This window comes from Microcoleus sp. A006_D1 (genome assembly GCF_036702805.1).
Lineage (GTDB): Bacteria > Cyanobacteriota > Cyanobacteriia > Cyanobacteriales > Microcoleaceae > Microcoleus.
Genome location: NZ_JAUBVZ010000009.1, coordinates 232,194 through 257,934 on the forward strand (window position 1 = coordinate 232,194; position 25,741 = coordinate 257,934).

Sequence of the window (25,741 nt, forward strand, 5' to 3'; positions counted from 1 at the left end):
TCGATACCTCTCTTTAGTTCGGTTGTTACAGTCGTCAAATTGCCGACTTGTATCTGTGTTTACCTTCAGCATCCATTGTGCGACAAGCGAGAACCTCGAACCTCGCTCGCTGGATACATCTAGCGGGAGCCATTTCTCTGCTTTCAGGTAGATTTAAAATATAAAATTTTACTTAGTTATTTGGTACACAAGATTACGATTTAGCAGGCTCATTATTGTTGCACTCGGTTAATTTTGCTGACAGGGCATCGAGGTGTCGCACCCACTGAATGCCGCCTACCCAACTGCGAGACGGGAGGTGTCCGATTGGTGCTTTTTGAGTAAATTTAATTTGTCCTGAAGCGATAGCAGAGTTGTATGTCGGCCAGTTTACCCGATCGCAAAATCTGATATAATCTCCCTTAACGCTTTCGTAAATCTGCTTTTGGACGCTGAAGCCAAACCGACCTTGACTATAATGTAGCCACAGGCGATCGACTGTTTGCAAGTCTTCGCACGGTAGCTGATTGATTTGGCTGATTTCTAGGAGAGTTCCCGGTGTCAGAGAAAGAGACTGACACATCAGATCCCAGGTTTCGCGATCGGCTTCTTTCCACTTTTTGGTTGACAAAAAATCCCGCAGTCTGGTATAATCAACTCCCCGTGCCGAAATCATGGTCGGATCGAGATTTGAAGTCACAGATAAGGACAAAGTTTCTGCGGAATTGGCGGCGGATTTTGTCGGTAAAATCGGAGCATCAGGAGTTTGTGGCGCGTCGAAATTAGCTGAGTTGGGGCTATCAATGAGAGTAGGGGCGATCCTCTGCGAGGGCTTTGCTAACGGCATTTTGAGCGAAAGAAAAACTTGAGGGCGAATATCTAAAGCTGCATTGATATCTTGCAAAACTTCCTCAGCAAAACCGTACCGCTGATTGAGATGAGTTTGCAGCAATTTATCTAAAATTTCACCTAACTCGTTGCTAATACTTGTGCCTTTGGGGAGAAAGTCGCGCCACCACCAGCGTTCAGTATTACAGTCGTACATATCCAAGGGCGGAACTTCCGTCATTAGGCGAATGCAAGTCACGCCTAAACTGTAAAGGTCGCTAGCAGGAAATACTTTGCCACGCATTTGTTCGGGGGCTATATAATCTTGACTGCCGATGAGCGTTGCTGGACGCAGTATGGCTGAATCAGTCAGTAGTTTGGCAATGCCGAAATCAATTAATACAAGTTTATTGTCCGATTGACGGCGGATAATATTTTCTGGTTTAATGTCGCGGTGAACGACGTGGCTATCGTGGATAAATTGCAGCACTGGTAATAGGTCTTGCAGCAGTTGCAAAATTTTATTTTCATCGTATACACTCTCGTCTAATTCTTGTTTTAGAGTCGGCCCTTCTATAAATTCTTGAACTAAATAAATTTGTTTTTCTTGTTTGAAGCAGGCTAATAATTTGGGAATTTGCGGGTGTTTGAGGTCGTCTAAACGGACTGCTTCTTGGTGGAATAGTTCAACGGCTTTTTTGAGAATTTCGGGGTCTCTGTCATGAAAATAAAATTGCTTGACTGCACAGCGGGGGTGCGAGGGGATGTCTTCATCAATTGCTAGGAAAGTTTTGCCAAATCCGCCTCTACCTAGGAGTTGCATCGGGCGATATCGCTGTCTCAGCAACAGGTTAAAGCCGCAATTTAAGCAAAGTTCTGCGGTGTTGGAGTTTTCGGGTTTTTGACATTCTGGATTTAGGCAGTAACTCATATTGATTTTGGATTTTTTTAAACGAACCGCGTTGGCGCTTTAGGCGAAGCCGCGCGTAAGCGCTAGGGCGCTAAGGAAGAAAGAAGGGAAGGATGAGGGAATTGATGTAGTCTGGGCTATGAGACTATTTTAATCCGCTGGGCTGAATCGGGACGCTGGGAAACCTGCTGATCCCAAGCTGCGTGATTACTCAGGAAGCGGGATTATTGCAGCTTTCTCAAAGGAAAAATTGTGCTAAACTCTTGCTGTGCCTGGAATTGGAGCCGCAATTGATCTGTCGGGTTCAGGGACGCTCAGAAATATTTCAAAATATTTTTGCCTTACCCCTAGACTTGTGCTGATATCTGATGCTATAGTTAAAAACGTTATGGCGAGTGTAGCCAAGTGGTTAAGGCAGTGGTTTGTGGTACCACCATTCGTGGGTTCAATTCCCATCATTCGCCCTTTTGATTTTATTGTGCAGATGCAGACGCGCGTTGTGTGCGTAGATGCCTCAAAGCTTTTGTATCTCTGGTTTGTATCGAAGTCTAGATCCCCCCTAGCCCCCCTTAAGAAGGGGGGGACAAGAGCGATCTCAAAGTCCCCCTTCTTAAGGGGGATTTAGGGGGATCGAGGCTTCGGAAAAAGCGAGTTGACATGAGTAAGCTGTATGGTGTTTGTGCGCGCACCTTAATCTTTGGGATTTAGCGGTTCTGTCGGCGCAAGTTCTGATGTGCTAATCTTAAATCCAATCTAAAATCCAGAATCTAAAATCCAAAATCAAAATATGCCATCTTTAGTAGCAGAAGATTGGGGATATAAATTTAGTGGCGATCGCACAATTAGTAAGTTTATTGGCCAAGTTGAAGGAGACGCGGCTTTAGCGAAATATTGCGATTGGGAATGCAGAGATCGGGCGGAACTTCTGATGTCGGAGATAGCCGGCAAATCCCCCAGTCTTTTTTATGTGCGCCGCCAAAAGGTAAATGAGAGATTTTCGGAAGAGGAAATCTGGGAATTGCTGATTGCTACGGATCGAGATGATTTTAAATTACCGGAATTGCTGCAAAAAGCCGATCGCACTTTACGCCTGCTAGCAACTGTACGCACAGAAGATGGAATCGGCGGGTTGAAACTGCTGGATGCTGGTTTGGTGGCGATTCCTAGAGGGAGAAAAGATGGCTATGCTTTGCCGGTGCAGTTGCGACTTTTGCCCAAAAGTCGATCGCCAATTCCCGCAAAGTCGATCGCCCGCGTCCAACAAATGCCATTTTGGGACGACAGACACATACCGACTACCGAACAATTAAAAGTTTGGCACACTTTCTTAAATGTGGAAAAACGCATCGCCGAAGCGCGTCAATTTTGCGTACCTTTCCGCGCGCACAACTACGGTTCCGGCTTCAAAATCGTTACTTTTGAAATCGATCGCAATTCTGCAACTCTTGACGGCTACGATGAAAATCCCTTACAAATCGGCGACTTTCGCGAAAGGCTGAAAAAAGCCAGAAATGAAGATATTATCTTGTTTGATTCGCCGCCCGGAAGCAGAAGTTCGCGCGATGGCGAGACTTTAGGTAGCATTGCCGAAATTGAGTTTGATCATGGTAAATTACGGATTAAGTTAGATGTTGATTTGGGCGATCGCCTGGCGGGCGGCAGATATCAACTTCCCAAACAAGGATTTTTGTACTTTGAGGCGGCGGGCGATATTAGTCAGATCGATCGCAAAAAGAAAGCTTTAAAAATGCTGACGGATGGGCGCGCTCAAAATCCTTATTTGAGCGAGTTTTTATTCGACTCTTCCCAGGCGAGATCTCCCGATAAACTGGTTAAGTTGGATCGGGAAGACTTATTAAATCGGAATGCTAATGATGATCAACTCGCCGCCGTTGAAATGGTGCTTTCGGCGCGGGATTTAATTCTAATTCAAGGGCCGCCCGGAACCGGAAAAACGACGGTGATTGCGGAAATTTGCTATCAAATTGCGCGTCAGGGCGGGAAAACGCTGATTGCTTCCCAGGCCAATTTAGCGGTTGATAATGCTTTGAGTCGATTAGTGCACAATCCGGCGATTCGGGCTTTGCGGAAGGGAAAAGCTCATAAGGTGCAGGAAGAGGGCCAGCCGTTTTTGGAGGAAAATGCGATCGGCACTTGGCTACAAAATACGGCGACTGATTGCGAACAAAAGCTATCGCAGCGCCAGATTAATGTCACATCTTTGCGGCAGTTGGTGGCAGACTTCGACAGATTTAATGCCTATTCTGCCGCCGAGAGAGATTTTTTTAAGGGATTAAAACATCTCCACGATAGTCAGGCAGATATTGAGGAAAGGTTGAGCGCGCAAACAGCAGCATATCAACTAAGTTTAACTGCCAAAAGCGAGATTGCATCTTTAGTTGATGGGCTGGCCAATCTGCTATCTGCGCCGGAGATTAACTGGGAATCTTCGGAAGTTGCCGAGTTTATGCCGAAACTAAAACCTTATTCGGAAGGCAATGTTTTAGTAGAAAACTTTATGGCAAATGTGCGGATTTGCGTCAATCATGCTATTCAAATAGGATTCGATCGCCCTATTTGCGGCGCGTTTGGGATTGCGGTTTGGTTGCGGGAAACTGTAGCACCGCAATTATCCGAATTTGAGACGGCGTGCGATCGGGCTGAGGATGTTTGTCACGCGATGTCAGGGGTTGCGGAGTCGTTGCGGGTGTCGCGCCAGTTGTCGGATGCGGTGAATCAGCTACAGTTGGGCGACAAGCAAAATCAGACACATCGCCACAATCTCGAACAGAAAATCAGTAATTTGGAACTGCGAAAAACCGAAATTGCGGCGGTTGTCGTCGCCGTTGCGGGATGGATTGAGACAGCAGATACGGGATTGTATGAAGTGGTGAAAGCTTGCTGGGAAACGGGCGCGATGCTTACGGATGATATGGTAGAATTGCCCGCAGGATTGCTGAAAATTGCTCGCCAGCTCAAAATGCCGATCGTCCCGCCGAAGTGTAAAGTCAGTTTGCCCGATTTGGATCGGTTGCGACAGGCGCTATCCCACGAAGCCACCGCAGGTTTTAAGGACATTCAAGGGCAGCAGTTCCGGTTTAGCGAGTTTTTGCACCTAAATTTGAGTCAAACGCCGATCGTGCTCTCTGCGGGCGATCGCGCGCAATGGCAACAACTAGCCAAAGACTTCGCCAGCTATTCCCAAGTCAGCGCCAGCCAGCGCAAATTTATCATCGAAAAAGCCAGCACTTTTTTAGCTAACATCCAACAATTTTACAGTGAATCCTTACAGCCAAATCAAATCCAGGCAACATTCGATCGCCTAGTCAAAGAATTGCTGCACAGCATCCTCGGAAACGCCCGTCAGTGCATAGTTCCCCTAAAAACCGAAACCGAACAACAACTGATCAAACAGCAACAGTTATTAGATAAAATCGGTCAAACCGTCAGTCAGCAGCAAATATCCGCCGCCCAAGTTCAAGTAGAAACAGCGCAGCAAGAAGCTAACTTAAAAATTAGCGAAGTTACGAATCAATTGCAAGCAATTGTCGAACTACCAAACGCACCGGAAAAGTTGCGGATCTTAGCCTCTCAATATCTCGCCCAAAAGTCAAATATTTGGGAACAACCGCAGCAGTTTGTTAAGCAGATTGATGTTTGGAAAACCAGTCTGATTCAGCTTGAAAAATCCATTGCTGACTTAGATCCGTTCGCAATTTTGGAAGTCATCAAAACTACTCTTGACGAGCAATTATCACCGCTGCAAATTGCCTCCACAGCTTTGCATGAGCAACTCGCGCAACTTCAAGCAGAATTGAGCGAGATTACCGCTCAACTCCAACAACAGCAACCAACAGCAGAGTTAATTGTAGAGAGAACTTGGTGGGAATCAGCATGGCAAACTATCCCGGATAAATACCAGCCTGAAGTCCCCAGTACCGGATTATTCAGCGTAGATTTTTTAAGTAAAATCAAGCGTTTATTCAAACATTGGCAGCGGGAATTAGAACGAGAAGAAATAGCCCTCAAACGTTCTCAAAACTTTGTCACAGATTGGATTGAAAAACTCCGCAATCCATCGGAAAAAGACCGCAATGATTTAAAGCAAATTTATATTGACAACGCGAACGTGATCGGCATTACCTGCGTGCAAGCTGCGAGTTTCGATTTTAGCAAAAACTTTCCCAGCTTTGATGCAGTGATCATTGACGAAGTTAGTAAATGCACTCCACCAGAGTTATTAATTCCCGCTTTGAAGGGCAGAAAATTAGTATTAGTGGGCGATCACAGGCAATTACCGCCGATGTTTAATCAAAGTACGATCGACGATATCGCCGAAGATATTGGTTGTACGGGAGATGAACTTAGTTTTATCAAAGAATCGCTGTTCAAAATATTGTTTGAAAGTGCTGGCGACGGTATCAAAAAAATGCTGACAACTCAATACCGAATGCACCCGCAAATTATGGGCGCAATCAATCAGTTTTACCAGCAAAAGCTCAACTGTGGGATTCTGGAAGCAGACACGAGACGCGCGCACAATCTCGCAGGTGACATCATTAAAGAACACAATCATATCCTGTGGGTGAAAACGCCCGTGGGACAAGGGTTTGAAGAGGGGAAACAGGGTACTTCGCGGTTGAATGTGAAGGAGATTGACGCGATCGAGCTTTTGTGCGAACAGATGGAAACCGCTTGGCGGCCTAAAATGGTAGAGGGTGAACCTCCGAAGGAAATCGGGATTATCACTTTTTACGGTGCTCAACTGAACGCAATTAAAGATAGAATAGAAGCAGAAAGATTCCCTTCTTTGAGTATCCGCACTGGTACGGTTGACATATTTCAAGGCATGGAAAGACCTGTGATTATTGTCAGCACAGTGTGCAATAATGTTAGGGGCGATATTGGATTTGCTAAGGAACCGGAACGGGTGAATGTGGCATTTTCCCGTGCTCAGGAATTGCTGATAGTTGTCGGCTGTCACGATTTATTTACGCAACAAACAGGTACTGTCGGAAAAATGTATCAGGAAGTTTCAAAAACGGTGCGTCACTGCGGAGGTTTTGTAGATGTTGCTAGCGTCCTCAACTAAACCAATTGACGCGAATTTAAGTTCGCTAGCGGCACAAATTGAGCAGCAAAACCCTGGTTTGTCAGTGTTGGCGGCCTGTCAATTCCGCTTTGCTATCCGCCAAACTCCGCTGGAGGTGGCGATTAGTGAACCGCGCGAGTTTAATGTATTGGAAGAGTTTATTTTGCGGGCTGGTGTTGAGTTTGATCCTGCGCCAACTTTGCAGGAGTTGGCGGATTTGCTGGGGTTGGATGAGATTTTTGTGAAGACTGCGGCGACGAATTTGGTTAAATTGGAGATTTTGGAGGTGGCGGAAAATGGTAAAATTACGTTAGCGCCTCTAGGTAAAGATTTTTTAGATCAAGGTGCAGTTAGTCGATCGCACATCCAATCAATATACGCCATTTCCGATCCATTAAACCAAACTCTCAGCTTCAAATTCGATGCTTTACCCGCAGAATCGGTCAACTTACCAGATTTAGCAGATTTAATATCGCTTGAACATCAAATTAGCGACCTTGCGGACTTAAGCATAGCAGAAATCCAGCCACTGATCCAAGCTTCCGGCTTAGGGATTCACGCCCCAGAAAACGGCAAAATCGTCTCTAAGTGCGATGTCATCGGCGATGATTTGGACATTTGGCAAATTGTATCAGTTTTTGTGTTGCTGGATGCGATCGCCAATAAAACTACTATTCAACTCCGACAAGGAAAGCAAATATTAGAAACAGCATCAAATCGGCTGAATGAGATCGAATCCCAGCAGAAATTGTTGAATGAATTGTGCAAATCAACCGAAGAAATTGCACAGCCTGAGTCAGAGACAATCCCGGTTAAAAAAACTCGCAAACAGCCATCTACAGCAGCAAGAAAGAAAAAGAAGGAATAAGGAAAAAACCCGCCGCATTCTTAGTTTTTGATTCGAGGGCGGTAGGGGCGGGTTTAGCCGAAAATCTCAACATCAAGCAGACAATTTATGTACAAAACCCGCCTTCTTCTTAGTTATGATTGACAATATACTGTGATTTCGCTATAATTTATAGTTGTATGCGATCGTGCTGAGATTAAATTTGTGTCTGCCAAAGATACCTTCCACGAATCCGTAAAGAGAGCTCTTGAAAAAGAACAGTGGGTGATTACTGCCGATCCACTAAGGTTTAAGTTTGGCAATGTTAACTTTCAGGTCTATTTGGGAGCAGAAAAGTTAGTTGCAGCGGAGCGAGGAGGGGAGAAAATTGCAGTCGAAATCAAAAGCTTCCTTAATCCCTCTGCAATTACAGACTTTTATGCTGCATTGGGACAATTTCTCAGTTATCGGCTAGGGCTGGCATCTGTTGAACCTAATCGGAAATTGTACTTGGCAGTACCAATTGACGTGTATAAAACATTTTTTCAGTCTGAATTTACTCAAGCTGCGGTACAACAGTATCAGGTATTTCTAATCGTATACGATTCAAAAAATGAGGTAATTGTGCAATGGACAAACTAGCTCAATATCGTCAATACGTTCAGACATTAATCACCCGTTATGCCGAAGATGATGTTTCTGATGATGAAGTCGAAGTGCAACTTATCTGCGACACAGAACGAGATCATTATCAGTGGATGAATGTCGGCTGGGAACACTTAACCCGGATTTATCAAACCATCATTCACATTGATATAAAAGATGGAAAAATCTGGCTTCAACAAAATTTGACAGAGGAAAATCCAGCGGAGGAATTAGTTGAAATGGGAGTGCCGAGAGAGGATATTATTTTGGGATTGCAACCGCCATACAAACGACCATATACTGATTATGGTGTAGCTTAAACCGTTGAAAATTGACAAAGGATTTATCCTTTCGTTTCTATTAATACCATACAGCCAACTTACAGAATCGAGCAACCGTTCGATGTCACCACCTACCAGGCTACCCAACTCACCTTAGTTCGGTTTCTAAATTATAGTTAAATGCTAGGACGTTATCACGAAACCGTTTGCCCCTTTGGGCTGTCTTGACTGCGGCTAACAAATTCTCAAATTCGATAATCTCTGACCATAAATTACCATATCGCTTCATGTTATCTATCCCTCAATACGGTTCAATTAAAATAAAACTACTTAGCCCCGGAGATCCCCCTCGCATCCCCCTTAAGAAGGCGGACTTTGAGTAAATTCTTGTTCCTTCCTATTTAAGAGGGACTTTGAGTATTCTCTTGTCCCCCCCTTCTTAAGGGGGGTTAGGGGGGATCTCCGGGGCTGAACATTATTGATCTATATTAATTATCGATTCTTTTGTTGTTTAATCCAGCCACCCAGTTCAACGCCAACTTCATTGATTAATTTACTGGCATATTCATACCGCTCGGCTTTCACCAGCTCAAAATCTAATAAAAGCCTGGTCTGGTGTCGGACAATATCTAAACTACTGTTGAGTGGTTCTAAAATTATCAATTTTTCCTTAGTATATCGAGCCTGAATTAGCTTTTCGAGCAGATCGTACAATCTAGTAATTATTCTATCACCCAAGAAGAATTTATGGTCTCTCGGCAACCGATTCAAGATTGGTACATACCATTTGATTAAATCGTAGGTTCTTTGAATGATTGGCAATTCGTCCATGACACAATGCGATTTAGTTAATATTTTTTTGTCATTGCGAGCGTCTTCGCGAAGCAATCGCAGTGTTTGTTCTTCACATCGTTTTGTCTCTGTAACTGTCTGAACTGAACCTACTTAGTCCATTCCAAGATACTACCACGTTTAGTGTCATTTTTGCAAAAAAAAAATCGAGTCACCAGAGGCGACCTAAAAAGTGAAAAGATTAAGAAGTGTAAAGAGCAAGAGGGTAAAAGTGTAAAGAGCGATTAAGTCCACGCAGCCACACACACAACTCGAAAACCGAAGTTGTTGAGGTCGACGTCCGGCGCATTGAGGTCGCGACAAGCACAACGGCAATAGCGCGGATTGAAGTACCACGAACCGCCGCGCAGCAGCCGGGGTCGGTTATCTTTTTCGTCAACGTTGATTAATAAATCAATATTTTGATAACGATTATCATTACAAGTCTCATCCCAAACCGTACCATCGGTAGGCGCACCGTCATAACCATCGTGCCAAGGGTCTGCACACCACTCCCAGACGTTTCCGTGCATATCATAGAGTCCAAAGGCATTGGCTACCCCAAAACTACCCACAGGCGTTGTTTCTTGGCGGTAAATTCCTTTAGGCCCTTGACCATAGGAACCAGACCACTTGTTCTCTTTGTCATCTGTGCCATCATAATTTGCTAAATCTGTCGTTATCGTTTCCCCAAAGTGAAACGGTGTAGTTGTCCGGGCGCGACAGGCGTATTCCCATTCCGCCTCGCTAGGAAGGCGGTAAGGCTTACCAGTGTGTCGCGAGAGGCGAGCGCAGAATTCCACGGCGTGATACCAAGAAATCCTTTCTACAGGCAGGTTTTCACCTTTAAAATTAGATGGGTCGGGTTTCAAGTCATACTGGATTTTGGGCAATTTAGCCACTGCTAGCCACTGCGCTTGAGTAACCGGGTATTTTCCCATCAGAAACGGTTTGATTGTCACCTGATGTTGAGGTTTTTCATCGTCATAGGTTTCTGCTTCCGTTTCCGCTGCACCCATCCAGAATCTACCCCTAGGGATATAAACCATTTCTAAGCTGGTATCATCGTGTAAATCTTCAGTAAAGTATGAAGCTGTTTTGGTTTCGCGTTGAATAATTTCACCTTCAGGATTAACCATGACAGTTTCAAACGTGAAAGTTTTAGCGGGGATGGGATGGGATGGCAAATCAACTTCCACTCCAGCCACCAGCGCAACTTCTCCTTCTGCTGTTTTGGGCAAATCATCAAACAACTCAGTTGCTTTTGTGTAATCGCCTAGAGCCGTTTGCTTCATTGCGTCTGCTAGAGTCAACAAAGGTTGAAAATTAGCTCGCAGAGGCTCAGCCAAAGTTTCTACTAACGACGACTTCTGCAACCATTGATTAAGATTTGGCTGTTGCAATAATTGACTAAGCTTCAGAGTTAATTCTTTTGCTGCTTTCTCCGGGTTTACATAGGCTAAAGCTGTCCAGCGCTGCGCTTGTTTTAACCCAGGAATTTTTGAATGAAAGTTTCGCTTAACATATTTTAGAAAAAAATTAGTCGATAGTTTGCACAAATACTCTTGAGTCAACTCTTGTAAAAGCACCTTACGAACCGTGATATCCATTTCATAGAGTTCTTCATCAACTTCGCTGCACAAACCAGACAATAGCAAATCAGAAACTGCAATCCAAGGCACTTGCAATTTTTCGTCATGCTGCAACAAATAATCCCGCAAACGATAAAGCAAATCCGGTGTCAAAGCCAAGGGAAAAGCTGCACGACGAGCAAATTCCAGATGAACCCTATCAAAACGTTTTTCAAATGCTGCAATTCGCTTAATAGCCTCTATCTCTTTTAAATCATTACCAGTCGCTATAAATTCAGTCATTGCAGCACCTCAATTGCTCTTTGAAAGCCTTTACTATCTGCGGGAAACATTTGCATAATTTTAGATTTAGCAATTTCCCCAGCAGTTGTATCTTCCCAAGCAGATTTTGTTGGGATAGGATTTAACCAAACAATTGTTTTCACTTCTCGTTTTAAGCGCTCCAAAAACGATTGAGTTTCACGAATCCGCCTGGGAGTATAATCTCGCCTTGCTGCACCAGCATCACTAAAAATCAAAACAACTGTGTGTTGAGACGAAAGCCCAGCGATAACTTGTTCTAAAGGAATTTCAGTATTAAACTGCGAATCGCAATACAATTCATCGTGAGGATAATTATGAAAATAATAACAAGACTCAGAAGTCAAACATCCGGTTTGTTGAGCAGTAGCAACCAACTGCCGAGACAAAACATGAAACGGCTGCATAGAACCTCTCTGATCAATCAACAACAATAGAGAGTTATACTTGAGTCGGCGCGGACTCATCACAGGCAAAACTAATTTACCTTGACGTTTCGTTTGTTCGATAGTAGCATCAACATCTAATTCTAATCGAGTTCCCATGCGAATTGAGCGTTTAAGATTGTACCAACCCTGTACCATTTGTGGTTCAGTGACAGGCAAATAATCATTCGGCTTAACCGTGGGCTTAAAACTCCTCAAATCTTGTTGATATGTTTTGATAGCTTTCACAACTTCACGATTTTCTGGTACAGAAGTATTGACTGGTGATTGAGAAGTAGCTGGAAAAAAGAAAGATTTCCCCTTCGATTTTTCGATAATAATATCTTTTTCTGGAGTATCCCGTGGCGATTCCGTCACCAAATTAGCAGTGTCTGATTTCGTCTTGGAATCATCATCATCAGCATCAACCTTTTGAGTATATCTAGATAATGCGCGGTCAAAAATAGCATCAAACTGTATTTTTTGAGAGCGACTTTTCACCCAAAGAGTCTTTAGCAATTGCTTAACAGATTCTGGTTCTAATGAATAAACATCAGTGTCCAAAGCCTCCATCAGTAAAGTGTAATCACAAATACCCAAATGAAACTCTGCCCGCAGCAATTGGCTAAACAATTCATAGAAAGGCAGATTAACTTCAGTCATCGTCGTCTTCATCTTCATCTCCATCTCCTGAGTCCCCAACGATTAGTTGCAAATCCTCTCGACTTTTGAGTAATGTACTAGCATAGGGTATTTTCTCCTTTCCTAAAAGTTCCTCACGTTTGGACTTGGGTAACAAATCCAAGGCAATAAACCAATCTAGTAATTCACTAATGCTAATCTTTTTACCAAACTCTCCTCTTTCCTCCTCCATTGATTCACGAATCTTTAAAAATCTATCCAGAGCTTTGTCTGTTAATTTTAGAGACCATTCTTTGCCAATTCTGGTTTGAACAATTCTGCGTAAATCTTCCTTTTTAGGAAATTCGACATAATGATAAAGACAGCGCCTCAAAAAAGCATCAGGCAACTTTCTTTGAGCATTACTAGCAATAAAAATAATTGGTTCAAACCCTACTTTCGTGCGAACTTCTTCTCCAGTTTCTCGAACAACAAATCGTTTTTCGTCAAGTTCCAAAAGTAAATCGTTAGGAAAATCAATATCAGCCTTATCAATTTCATCAATTAAGACAATCGTGCGCCGATCATTTTGGGATTCTTTGAAAGCATTGCCAAGCGCTCCCCATTTGATATAATCTGTATGCTTGGAGTCAATAAATCGTTGCTTTGCTGCGTCATCTATCGATGCAAGCTGTGCATCGTACAGCCGCCTTACAGCATCATACATATACAAGCCATCTCGCGCTTGTTCTGTGGATTTAACACACCAATCTGCATAGGGCCATTCAACTTTATCGTTATAGCGTTGACTAAATTCATAAGCAACAGCTTTAGCCAACTGTGTTTTACCGCAGCCCGGTTCCCCTTCCAGCAGCAATGGTCTTTTCAGCTTAATCGCCAAGTTAACAGCCTCAACCAAGTTCTCGCTAACATCTGCTAAATAGGGATAAAGAGTTTCTCCTGTTTTTGGATCTTGATCGCCAGCTTTGGGCTGATATTTGATGTCGCCGGTGAATTGAAGTTGAGACTTATTTGGTTCTACAGTTTGTCTTGCCATACACTTTGATGATACTCCAGTTCTAAGTTAAAAAGACTATAAAAAGATTTCAGCAAACATTCTGGTTTTCCTTCTTCGCTTTCATCCCATATCTTGCTAATTTTAGTTTCAAACGATGGATCATCTGATGAAAGCTTTATGGTTTCATTCATAAATAACTTCACCTTGTCACAAATTGTCCAGTCTATTATATCATTCCTGTTGAATTTAGAACTAGCAAAAATTTCATTGTAAATAGAATCATTGCCATCATCCCCAACAGCATTGGACTCCGATTGAGATGATGCTTGCAAGTCAATCCATACCATCAAGAGTTTTTGAGGTGGTTTCTGTTTGACAAATAATTTTTCTAGAGCTTTATACAAATTATTGACTAATTCATCACAATCTGATACATACTTTCCCTCCTCAGTTAAAAATAATAAGACTGTCGTTTCTTTTTTCTTCAACATTTTTTTATGAATTTCATTAGCAATCGCGTCAGGGTTTTTCTTTTCCTTCAGTTTTCCATGAAGTTTGAGTTTTTCAACAATTTTATTTAGCCCTTTTTTATAATTTGATTCAATCCCACTATTAAGCTCGATTGTGAATTTTTCTAGACTGTCATCAAATGGTTGAACCAAAGTTTGTATTAACCAATATATAGGAATCTTCGTCTCTGGAACCTGGCTAAATTTTAAACAGACTAAATTATGAGAGTCTTTGGCTAACTGTTTAAATCTTGTACTTTGCTGTGTATGGTTTAACTGCCACAGTAAACTTTCTAGTTCTTTATGGTATTCAGGAATTTTTGTTTCGTTCATACCTATTTTCTTGTGATCAAGCTCCAAAACATTACAAATAGTCTTAAAAGCTTCCTCTTTAATTGCTTCTTTTCCACCCATAAATCTATTCAAAGTTGAGGTGGTAATATCATCTTTTGTGTTCAAGTATGTATCAATAAAACATTTCAGATCCATGCCATTATATTTTTTAATGAAGTAATCCCTAATTTCTTCTAAGCTGAATTTCTGTTTCTTTAATTCTTTCATCTCCCCAATCTGGAGATTTTTAGGATCGTCACAAATCAAGATACCATTCTGAGCTAATTCTTGAAAGTCTGCTATATCTAGTCCATCTTCCAGTGCTTTCCCGCTAACAGCCAAAGCTTGTTTGATTTTATATTTGGCAATTGCGAAACGAACCTGCTGCGTCGTACCGCCTTTTTGCTTGACTTTTGTCAGTTTGCCCGATCGCACTTTCCAACCCATTACTACATCCGCTCCTATTTGTCAATGATCAGTTTGAAAGTAATTTTTTATTGGGCATTTTCAATCAATTTAAGACCTGCGAAACTATAAATATCCCAGACATAGAGCCATTCACATGAATAAGAATAAACGTAATTCTAACAATCCAATCCTTGCTATCGTTTTAGCTTCGGCCTTAACCTTCTCCTCTGGAGTTACAGCCGTGTCATTGGCTTTCCAACCAACGCTTTCTCCTGAGCAGAAAGAGTTGTGCAAGAAATCCGCTGAAGTTTTCAAGGTTGGGGGGCTGACCCTCTTGGAATTGCTGAAGAAGAAGAAGGACAAGTAAAACTAGGACTTAATCACCCGATATTGTACCATGACTGATGCAGAAATATCGGGTGGAGGGTGCGACAGCTCTATCATTGTTAGCTGTGCGCCGCCATTCCAGAACCCAAACTACAATGTCAGATCAGGGTTGGAGGCGGGGAGATTATTGATTTGAGTTGGTGAACCCGTCCCTATAGCATTTTGGTTTAGCTGGTTTCTAGGTTCTAGTATTTTATACCATGCGTGAAAAATTGTTGCTACGGTTATTAACCGTATATAAATTATCTGTCATTGGCATAACTCCTCGCCGGACACAGCAGTGCCGTTTCCCTACAGGTTAAAATTTATAATTTTTGATTCTGCACGATTTTTTTAAATTGGTATTACATTCTGTATGTGCGTCAGTATTAAGATTACTAGAAAAAAACTTAGGATTTCCTTTCCTGACGCACCTACAATAATACTACTGAGCTTTAACGCATTTCAGCATCCGCAAAGTAGCCGCCGCTGCGTAATTCCGCTTTGCAGAATCATCAGGAGCAAACCGAGTTCCAACTTCGTTAACAGCGGAAGCAACAGAACAATAACCCGACATTTGATTAATAATAGCAGCAGCCCAATGATTCTGAGTATCCGAAAAAGTTTTAGGAGGCTCTTTACCAATTAAATTTGGCTGCATTCCCCGCGCAGACAAACCAAATTCTGAGGCTCTTCGCAGCACAGCCATCAATTCAGCCCGAGTCACTGGCTGCGTAGGTTTAAAAGTGCCATCTTTATAACCGCTGACTATCTTGTTGTCTCGCGCAAATAGAACTTTCCCCGCACTCCAGCGCGTGCTATCAACGTCGCTGTACGGACGGGTAGAAACATTGCTAGGAAATGTTATATTAGCACCTTGTATTCCTTTCAAAGATTCCAATACTAAAGATACCAATTGCTCTCTGGTAACAGCAAGTTGTGGCCTAAAGGTATTATCTTGAGCAAATCCGGCGACAAATCCAAGGCCCACAGCTTCTTTAATTTCGGAAGCGTAGATATCGGTAGCAATATCTCCGAATGTATTACCTCCAGTGTTTCCTCCGGTGTTTCCTCCGGTATTTCCTCCAGTATTGCCTCCGGTATTTCCGATTTCTCCCGGTGCGGGTTGACTGCTAGTAAAATAAAAGTGACCTAATACTTTGCCTTGGTAAGCTCTTTTACTGAAGCGCCAAGCAGGATCGAGAGTGATTTTCAGAAAGCCATCAGCCTGGCCGTTTGTGCGGCCGATAATTATCGGTTGAACGTTGGGATCGATGGAAGTTCCAATTAGTAAAACATTGCCATCAATGCTTTGCACACTTAGACTATATTTTAAGCCTAAATCGGTGCCTGCCATCCGAATAGAAAAGCCGTTGCTGTCGGTGGCGCGGCCGCAAATGCCGGTGAAATCAAAAGTAGCTAATAACGGATTGACTACGACGGGATTAGAGCCGCTTTCGCTCCAGCATTGCCGCTTGTTTGTCACCTGTTCTACAATTAGTAATTGGTAGCCGGTCAGACCGCCCGGTTGTGCGATCGCAATTACTCGATCTTGGTTAATATCGGTTTCGTCAAATGTATATGCTTTCGCCGGAGCGATCGCCCCCAGTGTTAAAATTGCTGAACCGACGAGTGCGGCTGCTGTTCTTACGAGTGAATGTTTCATAGTTTTTCCCTATTTACCCCTTGTTGAGACCTATCTATAATATGAAAAGGTCGCGCTCTTGAGACAACAAGATAGAATTTTACCATCTCTTGTTCCGGCGATCTCAAGTGCGATCGGGCAAATACCATAAAATTCGTTCGTAGTGAGGAATACAAATTCTCATAAAATTTATAAGACAAGATTGCAAAAGTCTTTTTTATCAAGTTTTTGGACGATGCTCGGAGCAACGTCCCACAATAGAAACAAATTGTGGAATGGGCTTCTAGCCCGTTCTAATTATTTGTGCCATTGGACTAAAGTCCTCACTGCGAACCTCTAAAAAAACGGTGCGTAACACGCTTGTTGACGCACCTTAAAACAAACATTCAAAAAAAGTCTTTCCTGTCTAGCGAAACATACTGCTAACAGAACTGTCTTCGTGAATCCGCCAAATAGTTTCGCCCAGCAAATTCGCCACCGAAAGCACTGTCAACTGGGCAAAACGGTGCTCTTCAGGGACAGGAATTGTATTCGTGACAATTACCTCTTCCAAGACTCCGCTAGACAAACGCTCGATCGCCGGAGGGGAAAACACCGCATGAGTAGCACAAGCATAAACCTGCCTCGCACCCTCGCGACGTAACAATTTCGCGCCTTCACAAATCGTCCCCGCTGTATCGATCATGTCGTCCACCAACACGGCCGTTTTGCCTCTGACATCCCCGATCAGGTTCATCACTTCGGCAACGTTGTGAGCTTGGCGGCGCTTGTCAATAATTGCCAGGGGAGCATCGCCCAGCTTTTTGGCAAACGCTCTCGCCCTAGCAACTCCGCCAACATCCGGTGAAACCACAACAATATCCGTCAACTGCTTGCTCGCTAAATAATCCAAAAGCACAGGCGAACCGTAAACGTGATCGAAGGGAATGTCAAAATAACCTTGAATCTGAGCCGAGTGCAAATCCATGCCCAAAATGCGATTTGCTCCAGCTTCAGTAATCAAATTAGCGACCAACTTCGCAGTAATCGACTCTCTACCGGCTGTTTTGCGGTCTGCTCTAGCATAGCCGTAGTAGGGAATCACGGCAGTAACTTGTCTGGCGGAAGCGCGGCGACAAGCATCGATCATAATTAACAATTCCATCAGGCGATCGTTTACCGGACAGCAAGTTGGCTGAATCAAGTAAACATCGCAACCCCGAATCGATTCTTGAATTTGAACGTAGAGCTCCCCATCAGCGAACCGCTTGCGAACCATCGGCCCCAAATCGATCCCCAGATAGCGAGCCACCTCTTGGGCGAGGGGAACATTAGCAGAACCGGAGAACAGCCGCAGACGGTCGTGGGCGGAAATCGACGGCTCGGGAAGCGGAAGCGGTAAAGTAGCAGAACGGATCACAGCAGGCCTCTTGCAGGACGTTTATTTAACCGCTATCTTACCATCTGAAACTAGAAATATTCAGCCACTATTTTGATAGATTTTATGTTTGGGGTGTTGTCCGATGCCTAAAAATTCTGGCGATCGTCAATTTGAGGCAGATACTCGAAGTACAGCCGCCAAAATTCGGTTAAAAGCCGAAGACAGCCCGGTTAATGCCGATAAAATGCCACCAACAGGCAATAAACTTGAAAAATACACTAAAAAAAGTTAAGAATCGGAGGCATACTCCAGATTTTTGATACAGCAAGCCAAGGTAGAAATCGATGAGCTTAAGAGAACGCATTGACGCAGAAATCAAAGCAGCCATGAAGTCCAAGGACAAAGTTCGCTTGGAAACAGTTCGCGGCATCAAGAAATTTATTCTCGAAAAAGAAGTCAGCCTCCGTCCCTCCGGCCAAGACACGCTGACGGAAGCTCAAGAATTGGAAATTTTGATGCAGATAGCCAAACAGCGCCGGGATTCGATCGACCAATACCGCAAAGGTGGCCGCGAAGATTTAGTGGCACAAGAAGAAGCGGAGTTGGCAATTCTGGAAGAGTATTTGCCGGCGCAGATGTCAGATGAAGAGGTGAGTCAAGTGGTTGACGAAGTGATTGCCTCGGTGGGCGCTACTTCTGCAAAAGAGATGGGCAAGGTGATGGGCAAGGCAATGCAGCAGCTTAAAGGCAAAGCAGACGGTAACAGAATTCAAGACATGGTGAAAGCAAAGCTTAACAGTTGACAGTTGACAGTGGACAGTGGACAGTTGGCAGTGGACAGTGGACAGTTGGCAGTTGACAGTTGGTAGTTGGCGGTTGGCGGTTGGCAGGAAAGCAGGAAGAATGTAGTAGCAAATCCCCTGGGGTTCCCCTTTGCGATCGCCCCAAAAGAACCATAACGTAGGGGCAAACCCCCCGTGGTTGCCCCTGATTGTCGATCGCCCACCAGCACCCAGTTTCTCAAATTTGCTCAAAAAAATGTAAAATGCTAACTTTGGTCGGGACTGGGAACTACAGACAGTGAAGTAAGCTCTTGGGCATTAAAGACCTAGGATTACTAAGTCTGCCAGCGATCGCCTATTATTTAACAGTTTCTACTTAAACTTATGCAGCCACCTATTGCTATTGGAACTCTCCTACAAAACCGCTACCGCTTGGTAAATATTTTAGGTCAAGGGGGATTTGGTCGCACTTATTTAGTAGAAGATTTGGGGCGGTTTCAAGAACGCTGCGCCCTGAAAGAATTGATTCCGATGCAAAGCGGGCCTTACGTTTTGGAAAAATCGAAGGAATTGTTTCAAAGAGAGGCGGCAATACTTTACCAAATTGCACACCCGCAAATTCCCCAGTTTCGGGCAATATTTGAAGAGAATCAACGTTTGTTTTTAGTGCAGGATTACGTGGAAGGGATGACTTACCGCGAACTGTTGCTCGATCGCACGAACAAAGGCAGCACCTTCAGCGAAGCCGAAGTTTTAGTATTTATCCGGCAAATGCTGCCGGTACTGGCTCACATCCACGCCCGCGGCATCATCCACCGCGACATCTCGCCGGAAAATATCATCCGCCGGGAAAACGACAAGTTGCCGGTACTGATTGACTTTGGAGTGGTGAAAGAACTCGCCACCAAAGTCCAGTCTCCCGAAGGAACAGCCCACGCGACAACAGTCGGTAAAATCGGCTACGCGCCGATGGAACAGTTGCAAAGCGGGCGCGCCACAGCCAGCAGCGACTTGTATGCTTTAGCTGTAACGGCGATCGTCCTGCTGACAGGCAAAGAACCGCAGGAATTGCTCGATCAAACAACGCTGCACTGGAATTGGCAGCAGCGAGTGCAGGTGAGCGCGGGTTTAGCTTTGGTGTTGAATCGGATGTTAAATCGCTCTCCGGGCGATCGATATCAATCTGTCAGCGAAGTCGCCCAAGCACTCGACGGCCAAACAAATCCTCAGTCTAACCAGCAAACTGTACCGCCCGCGTCAGTAGTAGTGCCGTCAAATGCTTCGCTAATCGCAACGGTAGCCGTGGGCAGGCCGCCGGAACCCGAGCCGATGGTGCCCCTAAGTGCCGGCCCGCAAAACCAGCCAGACCCGCTAATTGAGCCGGCTGGCGGCTCTTTTTGGGACAATCCCATGGCTGCGATCGGACTGCTAACGGGCTTAGTCATCTTGACAGGCTTCGGTTCCTGGGCATTAGTAGGCTCATTTCTCAACAAACCGACGCCCAAACCCACTCCCACAGCGCCACCAGTCATCAATCCGACGCCGAGACTAACTCCGGTACCAAACCCAGACCCTTTACCAACGCCAACGCCGGAACCTTTACCAACGCCAAGCCCAGCACCTTTACCAACGCCAAGCCCAGAACCTTTGCCGGAACCAAGCCCAGAACCTTTGCCGGAACCAAGCCCAGCGCCTTTGCCGGAACCAAGCCCAGCGCCTTTGCCGGAACCAAGCCCAGCGCCTTTGCCGGAACCGACACCAGAACCGACGCCCGCGCCAACTCCGACACCCAAACCGACGCCCGCACCAAGTCCCGCACCCAAACCGTCTCCGGCGCCGGCTCCCGCGCCCAAACCGACGCCCAAACCGACGCCTGCACCGGCTCCCGCGCCCAAACCGACGCCTGCACCAACTCCCGCGCCGTCACCGGAACCCGCACCGACTCCCGCACCGTCGCCGGAACCTGCGCCAACTCCCGCACCGTCGCCGGAACCTGCGCCAACTCCCGCACCGTCGCCGGAGCCCGCGCCAACTCCCGCACCCTCGCCTTCACCCTAGTTCTGGCAAAATTCCCCTAGACTAAGGTTGAGGCCAACGACCAATTACTTATTAGCTATTTGCCAATGAACTCGCTGCTGATTGCTGGAACTGATACTGACGCGGGCAAAACTGTTTTGACGAGCGCTCTGGCTGCTTATTGGCAAATGTATTTTCCCGATCGCAGTTTGGGAATTATGAAGCTGTTGCAAACCGGCACGGGCGATCGCGAACTCTACACCCGTTTATTTACACTCGACCAATCCCCCGAAGAACTCAATCCGCTGCACTTTAGCGCGCCTCTAGCACCGCCGATTTCTGCCGAACGCGAGGGGAGAAAGATCGAACTCGAAAAGGTCTGGACGACGCTGCAAAGTCTCTGTGAGCGCAAGAATTTTGTGTTGGTGGAAGCTTTGGGAGGGCTGGGTTCGCCTGTAACGCGGGAATTGACGGTGGCTGATATTGCCAGGGATTGGCGGTTGAGGGGAGTTTTGGTAGTGCCTGTGAGGCTGGGGGCGATCGGGCAAGCTGTAGCGAATGTTGCCCTCGCCAGACACACAGGCTTTCAGCTTAGAGGCATTGTCCTCAATTGCGTTCAAGCTTGTTCGGAACAAGAAATTGCCGACTGGACACCGATCGATTTAATCCAGTCGCTGACTCAAATGCCTGTGTTGGGTACTTTGCCGCATTTAGATGATCCAAATGACCTGACTAAGTTAGCGGCATCAGCTTCAGAATTGGATTTAGAGCGATTATTGCCGGGAGTTAATTTAGTTTCTAAAATTGCTAAATAACCCTATTCTCAACACCTCTCTTGCTCATTCTTCTCTTGCTCTGCGTACTCTGCGCCCTCTGCGGTTCATCCAAAAAAAATCTCCGGCACAACTCAAATAGGATTGACATTGCATTTATATTTGATTTTTGAATAAGATTTTTTTAACCACAGAGAACACAGAGAGCGCAGAGAAAGAAAAGAGAGAGTTTTACAAATTGTTCATAATTAAAAAAAGGAGAAAAAAACATGGTTTCTACTGTACCGAATTTAACTGATGTCGATTTATCTCAATTGCGGCTGGAGATTAGAAATTTGCAGCCTCAGCTAGTCGAATGGCGCCGCCGCTTGCACCAAAAGCCGGAGTTGAGTTTTGATGAAAATTTAACGGCGCAGTTTGTCTCGCAAAAGTTGCAGGAATGGGGAGTAGAGCATCAAACTAATATTGCTAAAACGGGTGTTGTCGCAACGATAGACAGCGGCAAACCGGGGCGGGTTTTGGCAATTCGGGCTGATATGGATGCTTTGCCGATTCAAGAGGAAAATGAGGTGGATTATCGATCGCAGCATGATGGTATTATGCACGCTTGCGGCCACGACGGCCATACTGCGATCGCCCTCGGTACTGTCTGCTATCTCGCCAAGCACAAACACAGCTTTTCGGGTAAGGTAAAATTCATCTTTCAGCCCGCTGAAGAAGGCCCGGGCGGCGCAAAACCGATGATTGAAGCCGGAGTTTTGCAGAATCCTGACGTTGATGCGATCGTCGGCTTGCATTTGTGGAACAATCTACCATTAGGCACTGTAGGCGTTCGCAGCGGCGCGCTGATGGCGGCTGTAGAAGTTTTTGACTGCACGATTTTTGGCAAAGGCGGGCACGGCGGAATGCCACATCAGACTGTAGATGCGATCGTAGTTACGGCGCAAATTGTCAGCGCCCTACAGGCAATTGTCGCACGGAACATTGACCCGATCGACTCAGCGGTAGTAACTGTCGGCCAATTCCACGCAGGCCACACCCACAACGTCATCGCCGACACCGCCCAAATCGGCGGCACAGTGCGCTATTTCAATCCCACATATCGAGGTTATTTCTCTGAGCGCATCGAGCAAGTAATTGCCGGAATTTGTCAGAGTCACGGCGCAACTTACCAACTCGATTATTGCGCCCTTTACCCGCCAGTCATCAACGATTCGGGCATGGCTGACTTAGTACGCAGCGTAGCCGAATCAGTTGTAGAAACTCCTGCGGGAATCGTGCCGGAATGTCAAACAATGGGCGGTGAGGATATGTCGTTCTTTTTGCAAAAAGTCCCCGGTTGCTATTTCTTTTTAGGTTCAGCAAATCCCGAGAAAAACTTAGCTTACCCGCACCACCACCCGCGTTTTGATTTTGATGAAACTGCCTTGGGGATGGGTGTAGAAATGTTTGTGCGCTGCGTAGAAACATTTTGCGGTTAGCTTTATTTGTAGGTGCGCAATGCGCACCTTACCCTTCTTAGTCCGCGGAGGCGGACATTGTTTGTGTAGGGGCGGTTTCAACCGCCGACTCTAACAAACCGGGTTATCTCGTTTGAAAAATATTCTGCACCATTTTCTTATCTACACTCGCCGCCGACTTATCCAATTCTGCAACCTCCCCCGAGTCCAACTCCCAGCCCAAAGCACCAATATTATCCCTCGCCTGCGCCGCAGATTTAGCCCCCGGAATCGGAATAGTTTCTTTGCAGATGCACCAGTTGATTGCTACCTGCGAAACAGTCTTGTTTCTGAATGCCGCTATTTCTCGCAAACAATCCAAAAGTAATTGCATTCCCGGCAATAACTGCTTGCACGCCAAACCTCGGATACCTTTAGGAAGAGCGCCATTTTCAGAGTATTTCCCCGTCAGCAACCCCAAGGCTAGAGGACTGTAAGCAATCAATTTTATCCCCAATTCATCGCAAACATCTTTCAATCCGAGTTCTGTTACCGGATAGGTGGAAAGTAGCGAATATTGCACTTGTAATGTAACAATTGGAATTTGGCGCGAGCTAAATCTTTCATGCACCCATTTCAGCCGTTTCGGCCCGTAATTAGACAAGCCCACTCCCTTGACCAATCCTTGCTCGTAAAGGTCAGCCAAACCGTCCAAAAGAGCTCCCTCTTGCCAAGGAGCGTAATTAGCTGTAGACCAGTGCATTTGCACCAAATCTACATTTTTTCCGAGCCTGGAAGCAGAAGCTTTACCCGCAGATATCATGGATTGTCGCGTCAGTCTCCAAGGATAAGCCGCGAGTTTTGTCGCAATACAAATACTGTCTTGATTTGCGCCTTGATATTGTTGAGAAAACTGCCCCAAAAGCTGCTCGCTGCGGCCGTTTAATTTCCCGGTTCCGTAAGAGTCGCCTGTATCGAATAAGGTGACACCATTGTTAACGCAAAGATTGAATGCAGCTTGCAATTCCTCGTCCATACTTTCATCGTAACCCCAGAGTAATCTGTTGCCCCAGGCCCATGTGCCGCAGCCCATTTTTGGTAGTACAATTTTTTGATTGGTTGGCATTTTTATTGAATGATTAACGATCGATCAGTGGTTCTACATTTAAATTTAATTTTTCGGGCGATGCTCAGAGCAACGCCCCACAAAAGATTCAATAAACAAGATTGTTGAAATTAGACAAAGACCAGCTTATCACGGTAAGCTGCACCATAGCAAAGACCTAATTTTTACTTCTTTGATGTGGTTGGTGAGGGCGAAGGGATGGGAGTTTTGGTAGGTTGAGCGGGCTTAGCTTTGGGGTCTGGTTTTGGTGGGGGCGGCGCAGGGAAAGTTGCCGCGCGTCTGGGTATTTGTAGCGCTGTGCGGAATGCAGACAACGGGAAGAAATCGCCAAATTGAGAAAGTCGATCGGCAATTGGTTCCGGCGCATCTTCCCACAAGCTTTCGTAGTAGAAGAAAGCGGCACCTAAGCCGTATTCTTGGACTGCTCGCACCTGAGATTTAATTTGCTGGATAGCTACTGGCCGCTTTCTTAAACCTGTCATAATCCCAACTCCGGTGGGAATTTTTTGCTGTGCTTCTCGCATTTCTGGACGGTTAATCTTGTCCACAAATGATTCTAAATTGGGACGGTATACTTGCACGATCAGTTCGTCGGCAATATCCAAACGCACCCAAGCCAGCCAATCTTGCAGGTGATATTTGTAAGCAAATTCGTAGTAATTGGGAGAAATTGAGAAAATCGCATTGGGTTTTGCTGCTTTGACGGCTTGATTTAGTTGCGACATAAAAGCGGTGATTTTATTGGCTCGCCACTGCACCCATGCTGGATCTTGAGAGTCGGTTGGAGGTGCTTTTTTGGTTTCTTTAGTGTACAAAGCAACTGTGTAGTTGTCATAGCCAAATTCTGACGGTAAACTCATGTGATCGTCGAATTGGATGCCGTCGGCGTTGTATTGAGTAGTGATTTCTAGTACGAGTTCGGTAATGAATTTCTGCACTTCTGGATGAAATGGATTGAGCCAAACTACTTCGCCGCCCGCGCCGTTTGATGTTTGGCTGCCGTCTTTTTTTTGTGTCAGCCAATCGGGATTGTTTAATGCTAATTCTGAGGTGGGAGGAGTCATGAAACCAAACTCGAACCAAGGAATTACTAGCAGGCCTTGGCGGTGAGCTTGATTGATTAAATCTGCAATCATATCTTGTCCGTCTAACCCTCTGTAAACAAAGGGTTGAATGTCTCTTTGCTGGGCGACTGGGCTGGGATACATTGCATAGCCAGAGTTCCAAACTACGGGATAGATTGTGTTGAAATTTAACCGCTTTAATTGGCTGACAGCCTCGGCTACTTTGCGCTTATCTCTGAGGATGTCTTTGTCGTTTGTCGTCATCCAAACTCCGCGAATTTCCTGGCGGGGTTGCTGGGCGATCGCCCCAATCACGTTATTTGCCAGCAATACTATCATGAATGAGAGGGCAAACAGCAGCGGGAAAAGGGTTTTAATCGATCGCTGCCAACTGCGAGGAATGATCCGTAATGTCATAATTGTCAATGGTGAGTTAGCTATCAAACACACCCCGGCATAATTTGGTGAGAAAATTTGCTCGCTCTACAGTCTACAGCTATTTGTGCTGAATGTGCGATCGCCAGTAAGCTGGTAATCTGCGATTCCTTTGGATAAGTGAGAGCATTCTGGCA

The 25,741-nt window shown here is 45.2% G+C and carries 20 protein-coding genes and 1 tRNA gene; 11 read left to right on the forward strand and 10 right to left on the reverse strand.

Annotated elements, in window-relative coordinates:
• Positions 1-193: 193 nt before the first annotated feature.
• Complete coding sequence (locus QUB68_RS18305) at positions 194-1,738, reverse strand: serine/threonine-protein kinase (protein ID WP_332995113.1); 1,545 nt, start codon at positions 1,736-1,738, stop codon at positions 194-196.
• A 370-nt stretch (positions 1,739-2,108) separates the two neighbouring features.
• Here QUB68_RS18305 and QUB68_RS18310 point away from each other — a divergent pair.
• The 5 genes from QUB68_RS18310 (at position 2,109) to QUB68_RS18330 (ending at position 8,600) form a co-directional block, all read left to right on the forward strand.
• Positions 2,109-2,181 (forward strand) — tRNA-His (locus tag QUB68_RS18310).
• 323 nt (positions 2,182-2,504) lie between these two features.
• On the forward strand, positions 2,505-6,809 hold the full coding sequence (locus QUB68_RS18315) for a DEAD/DEAH box helicase family protein (protein WP_332995117.1): 4,305 nt from the start codon (positions 2,505-2,507) through the stop codon (positions 6,807-6,809).
• Entirely contained in the window at positions 6,787-7,677 is an 891-nt protein-coding gene (locus tag QUB68_RS18320; protein ID WP_332995120.1) for a hypothetical protein, read from the forward strand. The genes QUB68_RS18315 and QUB68_RS18320 overlap by 23 nt, the downstream gene beginning before the upstream one ends.
• 183 nt (positions 7,678-7,860) lie before the next feature.
• Positions 7,861-8,277 carry a XisH family protein gene (locus QUB68_RS18325; RefSeq protein ID WP_332995122.1) on the forward strand — a complete coding sequence of 139 codons (417 nt, stop codon included), beginning with the start codon at positions 7,861-7,863 and terminating at the stop codon, positions 8,275-8,277.
• A complete protein-coding gene (locus QUB68_RS18330) occupies positions 8,265-8,600 on the forward strand; it encodes a XisI protein (protein WP_332995124.1) in 336 nt (111 codons plus the stop codon). Before QUB68_RS18325 ends, QUB68_RS18330 begins: the two co-directional genes overlap by 13 nt.
• Before the next feature lie 453 nt (positions 8,601-9,053).
• On the opposite strand, the gene avd is transcribed toward QUB68_RS18330, so the two are convergent.
• The 5 genes from avd to QUB68_RS18355 form a co-directional block, all read right to left on the reverse strand.
• Entirely contained in the window at positions 9,054-9,392 is a 339-nt protein-coding gene (avd, locus tag QUB68_RS18335; RefSeq protein WP_332995126.1) for a diversity-generating retroelement protein Avd, read from the reverse strand.
• Positions 9,393-9,637: 245 nt separating this feature from the next.
• Positions 9,638-11,266, reverse strand: a complete 1,629-nt coding sequence (locus QUB68_RS18340; RefSeq protein ID WP_332995128.1) for a formylglycine-generating enzyme family protein — start codon at positions 11,264-11,266, stop codon at positions 9,638-9,640.
• Positions 11,263-12,384 (reverse strand): hypothetical protein, encoded by a 1,122-nt coding sequence (locus tag QUB68_RS18345; RefSeq protein WP_332995130.1) that lies wholly within the window; start codon positions 12,382-12,384, stop codon positions 11,263-11,265. Before QUB68_RS18345 ends, QUB68_RS18340 begins: the two co-directional genes overlap by 4 nt.
• Positions 12,365-13,387 (reverse strand): AAA family ATPase, encoded by a 1,023-nt coding sequence (locus QUB68_RS18350; RefSeq protein WP_332995133.1) that lies wholly within the window; start codon positions 13,385-13,387, stop codon positions 12,365-12,367. Before QUB68_RS18350 ends, QUB68_RS18345 begins: the two co-directional genes overlap by 20 nt.
• On the reverse strand, positions 13,369-14,637 hold the full coding sequence (locus tag QUB68_RS18355; RefSeq protein WP_332995136.1) for a hypothetical protein: 1,269 nt from the start codon (positions 14,635-14,637) through the stop codon (positions 13,369-13,371). The genes QUB68_RS18350 and QUB68_RS18355 overlap by 19 nt, the downstream gene beginning before the upstream one ends.
• A 115-nt stretch (positions 14,638-14,752) precedes the next feature.
• Here QUB68_RS18355 and QUB68_RS18360 point away from each other — a divergent pair, with 115 nt between their 5' ends.
• Positions 14,753-14,965 (forward strand): hypothetical protein, encoded by a 213-nt coding sequence (locus QUB68_RS18360; RefSeq protein WP_332995138.1) that lies wholly within the window; start codon positions 14,753-14,755, stop codon positions 14,963-14,965.
• A 444-nt stretch (positions 14,966-15,409) separates the two neighbouring features.
• On the opposite strand, the gene QUB68_RS18365 is transcribed toward QUB68_RS18360, so the two are convergent.
• The gene (locus QUB68_RS18365; protein WP_332995139.1) at positions 15,410-16,630 is read right to left on the reverse strand and encodes a DUF3747 domain-containing protein; all 1,221 of its coding nucleotides are present in this window, start codon (positions 16,628-16,630) and stop codon (positions 15,410-15,412) included.
• Positions 16,631-17,015: 385 nt separating this feature from the next.
• Positions 17,016-18,008, reverse strand: coding sequence for a ribose-phosphate pyrophosphokinase (locus tag QUB68_RS18370; protein WP_332995141.1), 993 nt, complete (start codon positions 18,006-18,008; stop codon positions 17,016-17,018).
• A 103-nt stretch (positions 18,009-18,111) separates the two neighbouring features.
• On the opposite strand from QUB68_RS18370, the gene QUB68_RS18375 reads away from it, so the two are divergent.
• The 5 genes from QUB68_RS18375 to QUB68_RS18395 all read left to right on the forward strand — a co-directional run bounded on the left by QUB68_RS18375 (position 18,112) and on the right by QUB68_RS18395 (position 23,021).
• Positions 18,112-18,261: a hypothetical protein gene (locus tag QUB68_RS18375; protein ID WP_332995143.1), complete on the forward strand. Its 150-nt coding sequence runs from the start codon at positions 18,112-18,114 to the stop codon at positions 18,259-18,261.
• A 52-nt stretch (positions 18,262-18,313) separates the two neighbouring features.
• The gene (locus tag QUB68_RS18380) at positions 18,314-18,772 is read left to right on the forward strand and encodes a GatB/YqeY domain-containing protein (RefSeq protein WP_332995145.1); all 459 of its coding nucleotides are present in this window, start codon (positions 18,314-18,316) and stop codon (positions 18,770-18,772) included.
• 363 nt (positions 18,773-19,135) lie between these two features.
• On the forward strand, positions 19,136-20,809 hold the full coding sequence (locus QUB68_RS18385) for a serine/threonine-protein kinase (protein WP_332995147.1): 1,674 nt from the start codon (positions 19,136-19,138) through the stop codon (positions 20,807-20,809).
• A gap of 65 nt (positions 20,810-20,874) precedes the next feature.
• Positions 20,875-21,582 carry a dethiobiotin synthase gene (gene bioD, locus QUB68_RS18390; RefSeq protein ID WP_332995150.1) on the forward strand — a complete coding sequence of 236 codons (708 nt, stop codon included), beginning with the start codon at positions 20,875-20,877 and terminating at the stop codon, positions 21,580-21,582.
• Between the two features lie 227 nt (positions 21,583-21,809).
• Complete coding sequence (locus QUB68_RS18395) at positions 21,810-23,021, forward strand: M20 family metallopeptidase (protein ID WP_332995152.1); 1,212 nt, start codon at positions 21,810-21,812, stop codon at positions 23,019-23,021.
• A gap of 103 nt (positions 23,022-23,124) precedes the next feature.
• On the opposite strand, the gene QUB68_RS18400 is transcribed toward QUB68_RS18395, so the two are convergent.
• Together QUB68_RS18400 and QUB68_RS18405 are read right to left on the reverse strand one after the other, a co-directional pair.
• Positions 23,125-24,105 (reverse strand): aldo/keto reductase, encoded by a 981-nt coding sequence (locus QUB68_RS18400; protein WP_332995154.1) that lies wholly within the window; start codon positions 24,103-24,105, stop codon positions 23,125-23,127.
• Positions 24,106-24,269: 164 nt separating this feature from the next.
• Positions 24,270-25,586, reverse strand: coding sequence for a glycoside hydrolase family 10 protein (locus QUB68_RS18405; RefSeq protein WP_332995157.1), 1,317 nt, complete (start codon positions 25,584-25,586; stop codon positions 24,270-24,272).
• Positions 25,587-25,741: the final 155 nt, after the last annotated feature.

Bases quoted from the DNA above. Each gene is read 5' to 3' on its own strand.
- QUB68_RS18305 (WP_332995113.1), bottom strand. From the start codon at position 1,738: ATGAGTTACTGCCTAAATCCAGAATGTCAAAAACCCGAAAACTCCAAC.
- QUB68_RS18315 (WP_332995117.1), top strand. From the start codon at position 2,505: ATGCCATCTTTAGTAGCAGAAGATTGGGGATATAAATTTAGTGGCGAT.
- QUB68_RS18320 (WP_332995120.1), top strand. From the start codon at position 6,787: ATGTTGCTAGCGTCCTCAACTAAACCAATTGACGCGAATTTAAGTTCG.
- QUB68_RS18330 (WP_332995124.1), top strand. From the start codon at position 8,265: ATGGACAAACTAGCTCAATATCGTCAATACGTTCAGACATTAATCACC.
- avd (WP_332995126.1), bottom strand. From the start codon at position 9,392: ATGGACGAATTGCCAATCATTCAAAGAACCTACGATTTAATCAAATGG.
- QUB68_RS18340 (WP_332995128.1), bottom strand. From the start codon at position 11,266: ATGACTGAATTTATAGCGACTGGTAATGATTTAAAAGAGATAGAGGCT.
- QUB68_RS18345 (WP_332995130.1), bottom strand. From the start codon at position 12,384: ATGAAGACGACGATGACTGAAGTTAATCTGCCTTTCTATGAATTGTTT.
- QUB68_RS18350 (WP_332995133.1), bottom strand. From the start codon at position 13,387: ATGGCAAGACAAACTGTAGAACCAAATAAGTCTCAACTTCAATTCACC.
- QUB68_RS18355 (WP_332995136.1), bottom strand. From the start codon at position 14,637: ATGGGTTGGAAAGTGCGATCGGGCAAACTGACAAAAGTCAAGCAAAAA.
- QUB68_RS18360 (WP_332995138.1), top strand. From the start codon at position 14,753: ATGAATAAGAATAAACGTAATTCTAACAATCCAATCCTTGCTATCGTT.
- QUB68_RS18365 (WP_332995139.1), bottom strand. From the start codon at position 16,630: ATGAAACATTCACTCGTAAGAACAGCAGCCGCACTCGTCGGTTCAGCA.
- QUB68_RS18375 (WP_332995143.1), top strand. From the start codon at position 18,112: ATGCCTAAAAATTCTGGCGATCGTCAATTTGAGGCAGATACTCGAAGT.
- QUB68_RS18380 (WP_332995145.1), top strand. From the start codon at position 18,314: ATGAGCTTAAGAGAACGCATTGACGCAGAAATCAAAGCAGCCATGAAG.
- QUB68_RS18385 (WP_332995147.1), top strand. From the start codon at position 19,136: ATGCAGCCACCTATTGCTATTGGAACTCTCCTACAAAACCGCTACCGC.
- bioD (WP_332995150.1), top strand. From the start codon at position 20,875: ATGAACTCGCTGCTGATTGCTGGAACTGATACTGACGCGGGCAAAACT.
- QUB68_RS18395 (WP_332995152.1), top strand. From the start codon at position 21,810: ATGGTTTCTACTGTACCGAATTTAACTGATGTCGATTTATCTCAATTG.
- QUB68_RS18400 (WP_332995154.1), bottom strand. From the start codon at position 24,105: ATGCCAACCAATCAAAAAATTGTACTACCAAAAATGGGCTGCGGCACA.
- QUB68_RS18405 (WP_332995157.1), bottom strand. From the start codon at position 25,586: ATGACATTACGGATCATTCCTCGCAGTTGGCAGCGATCGATTAAAACC.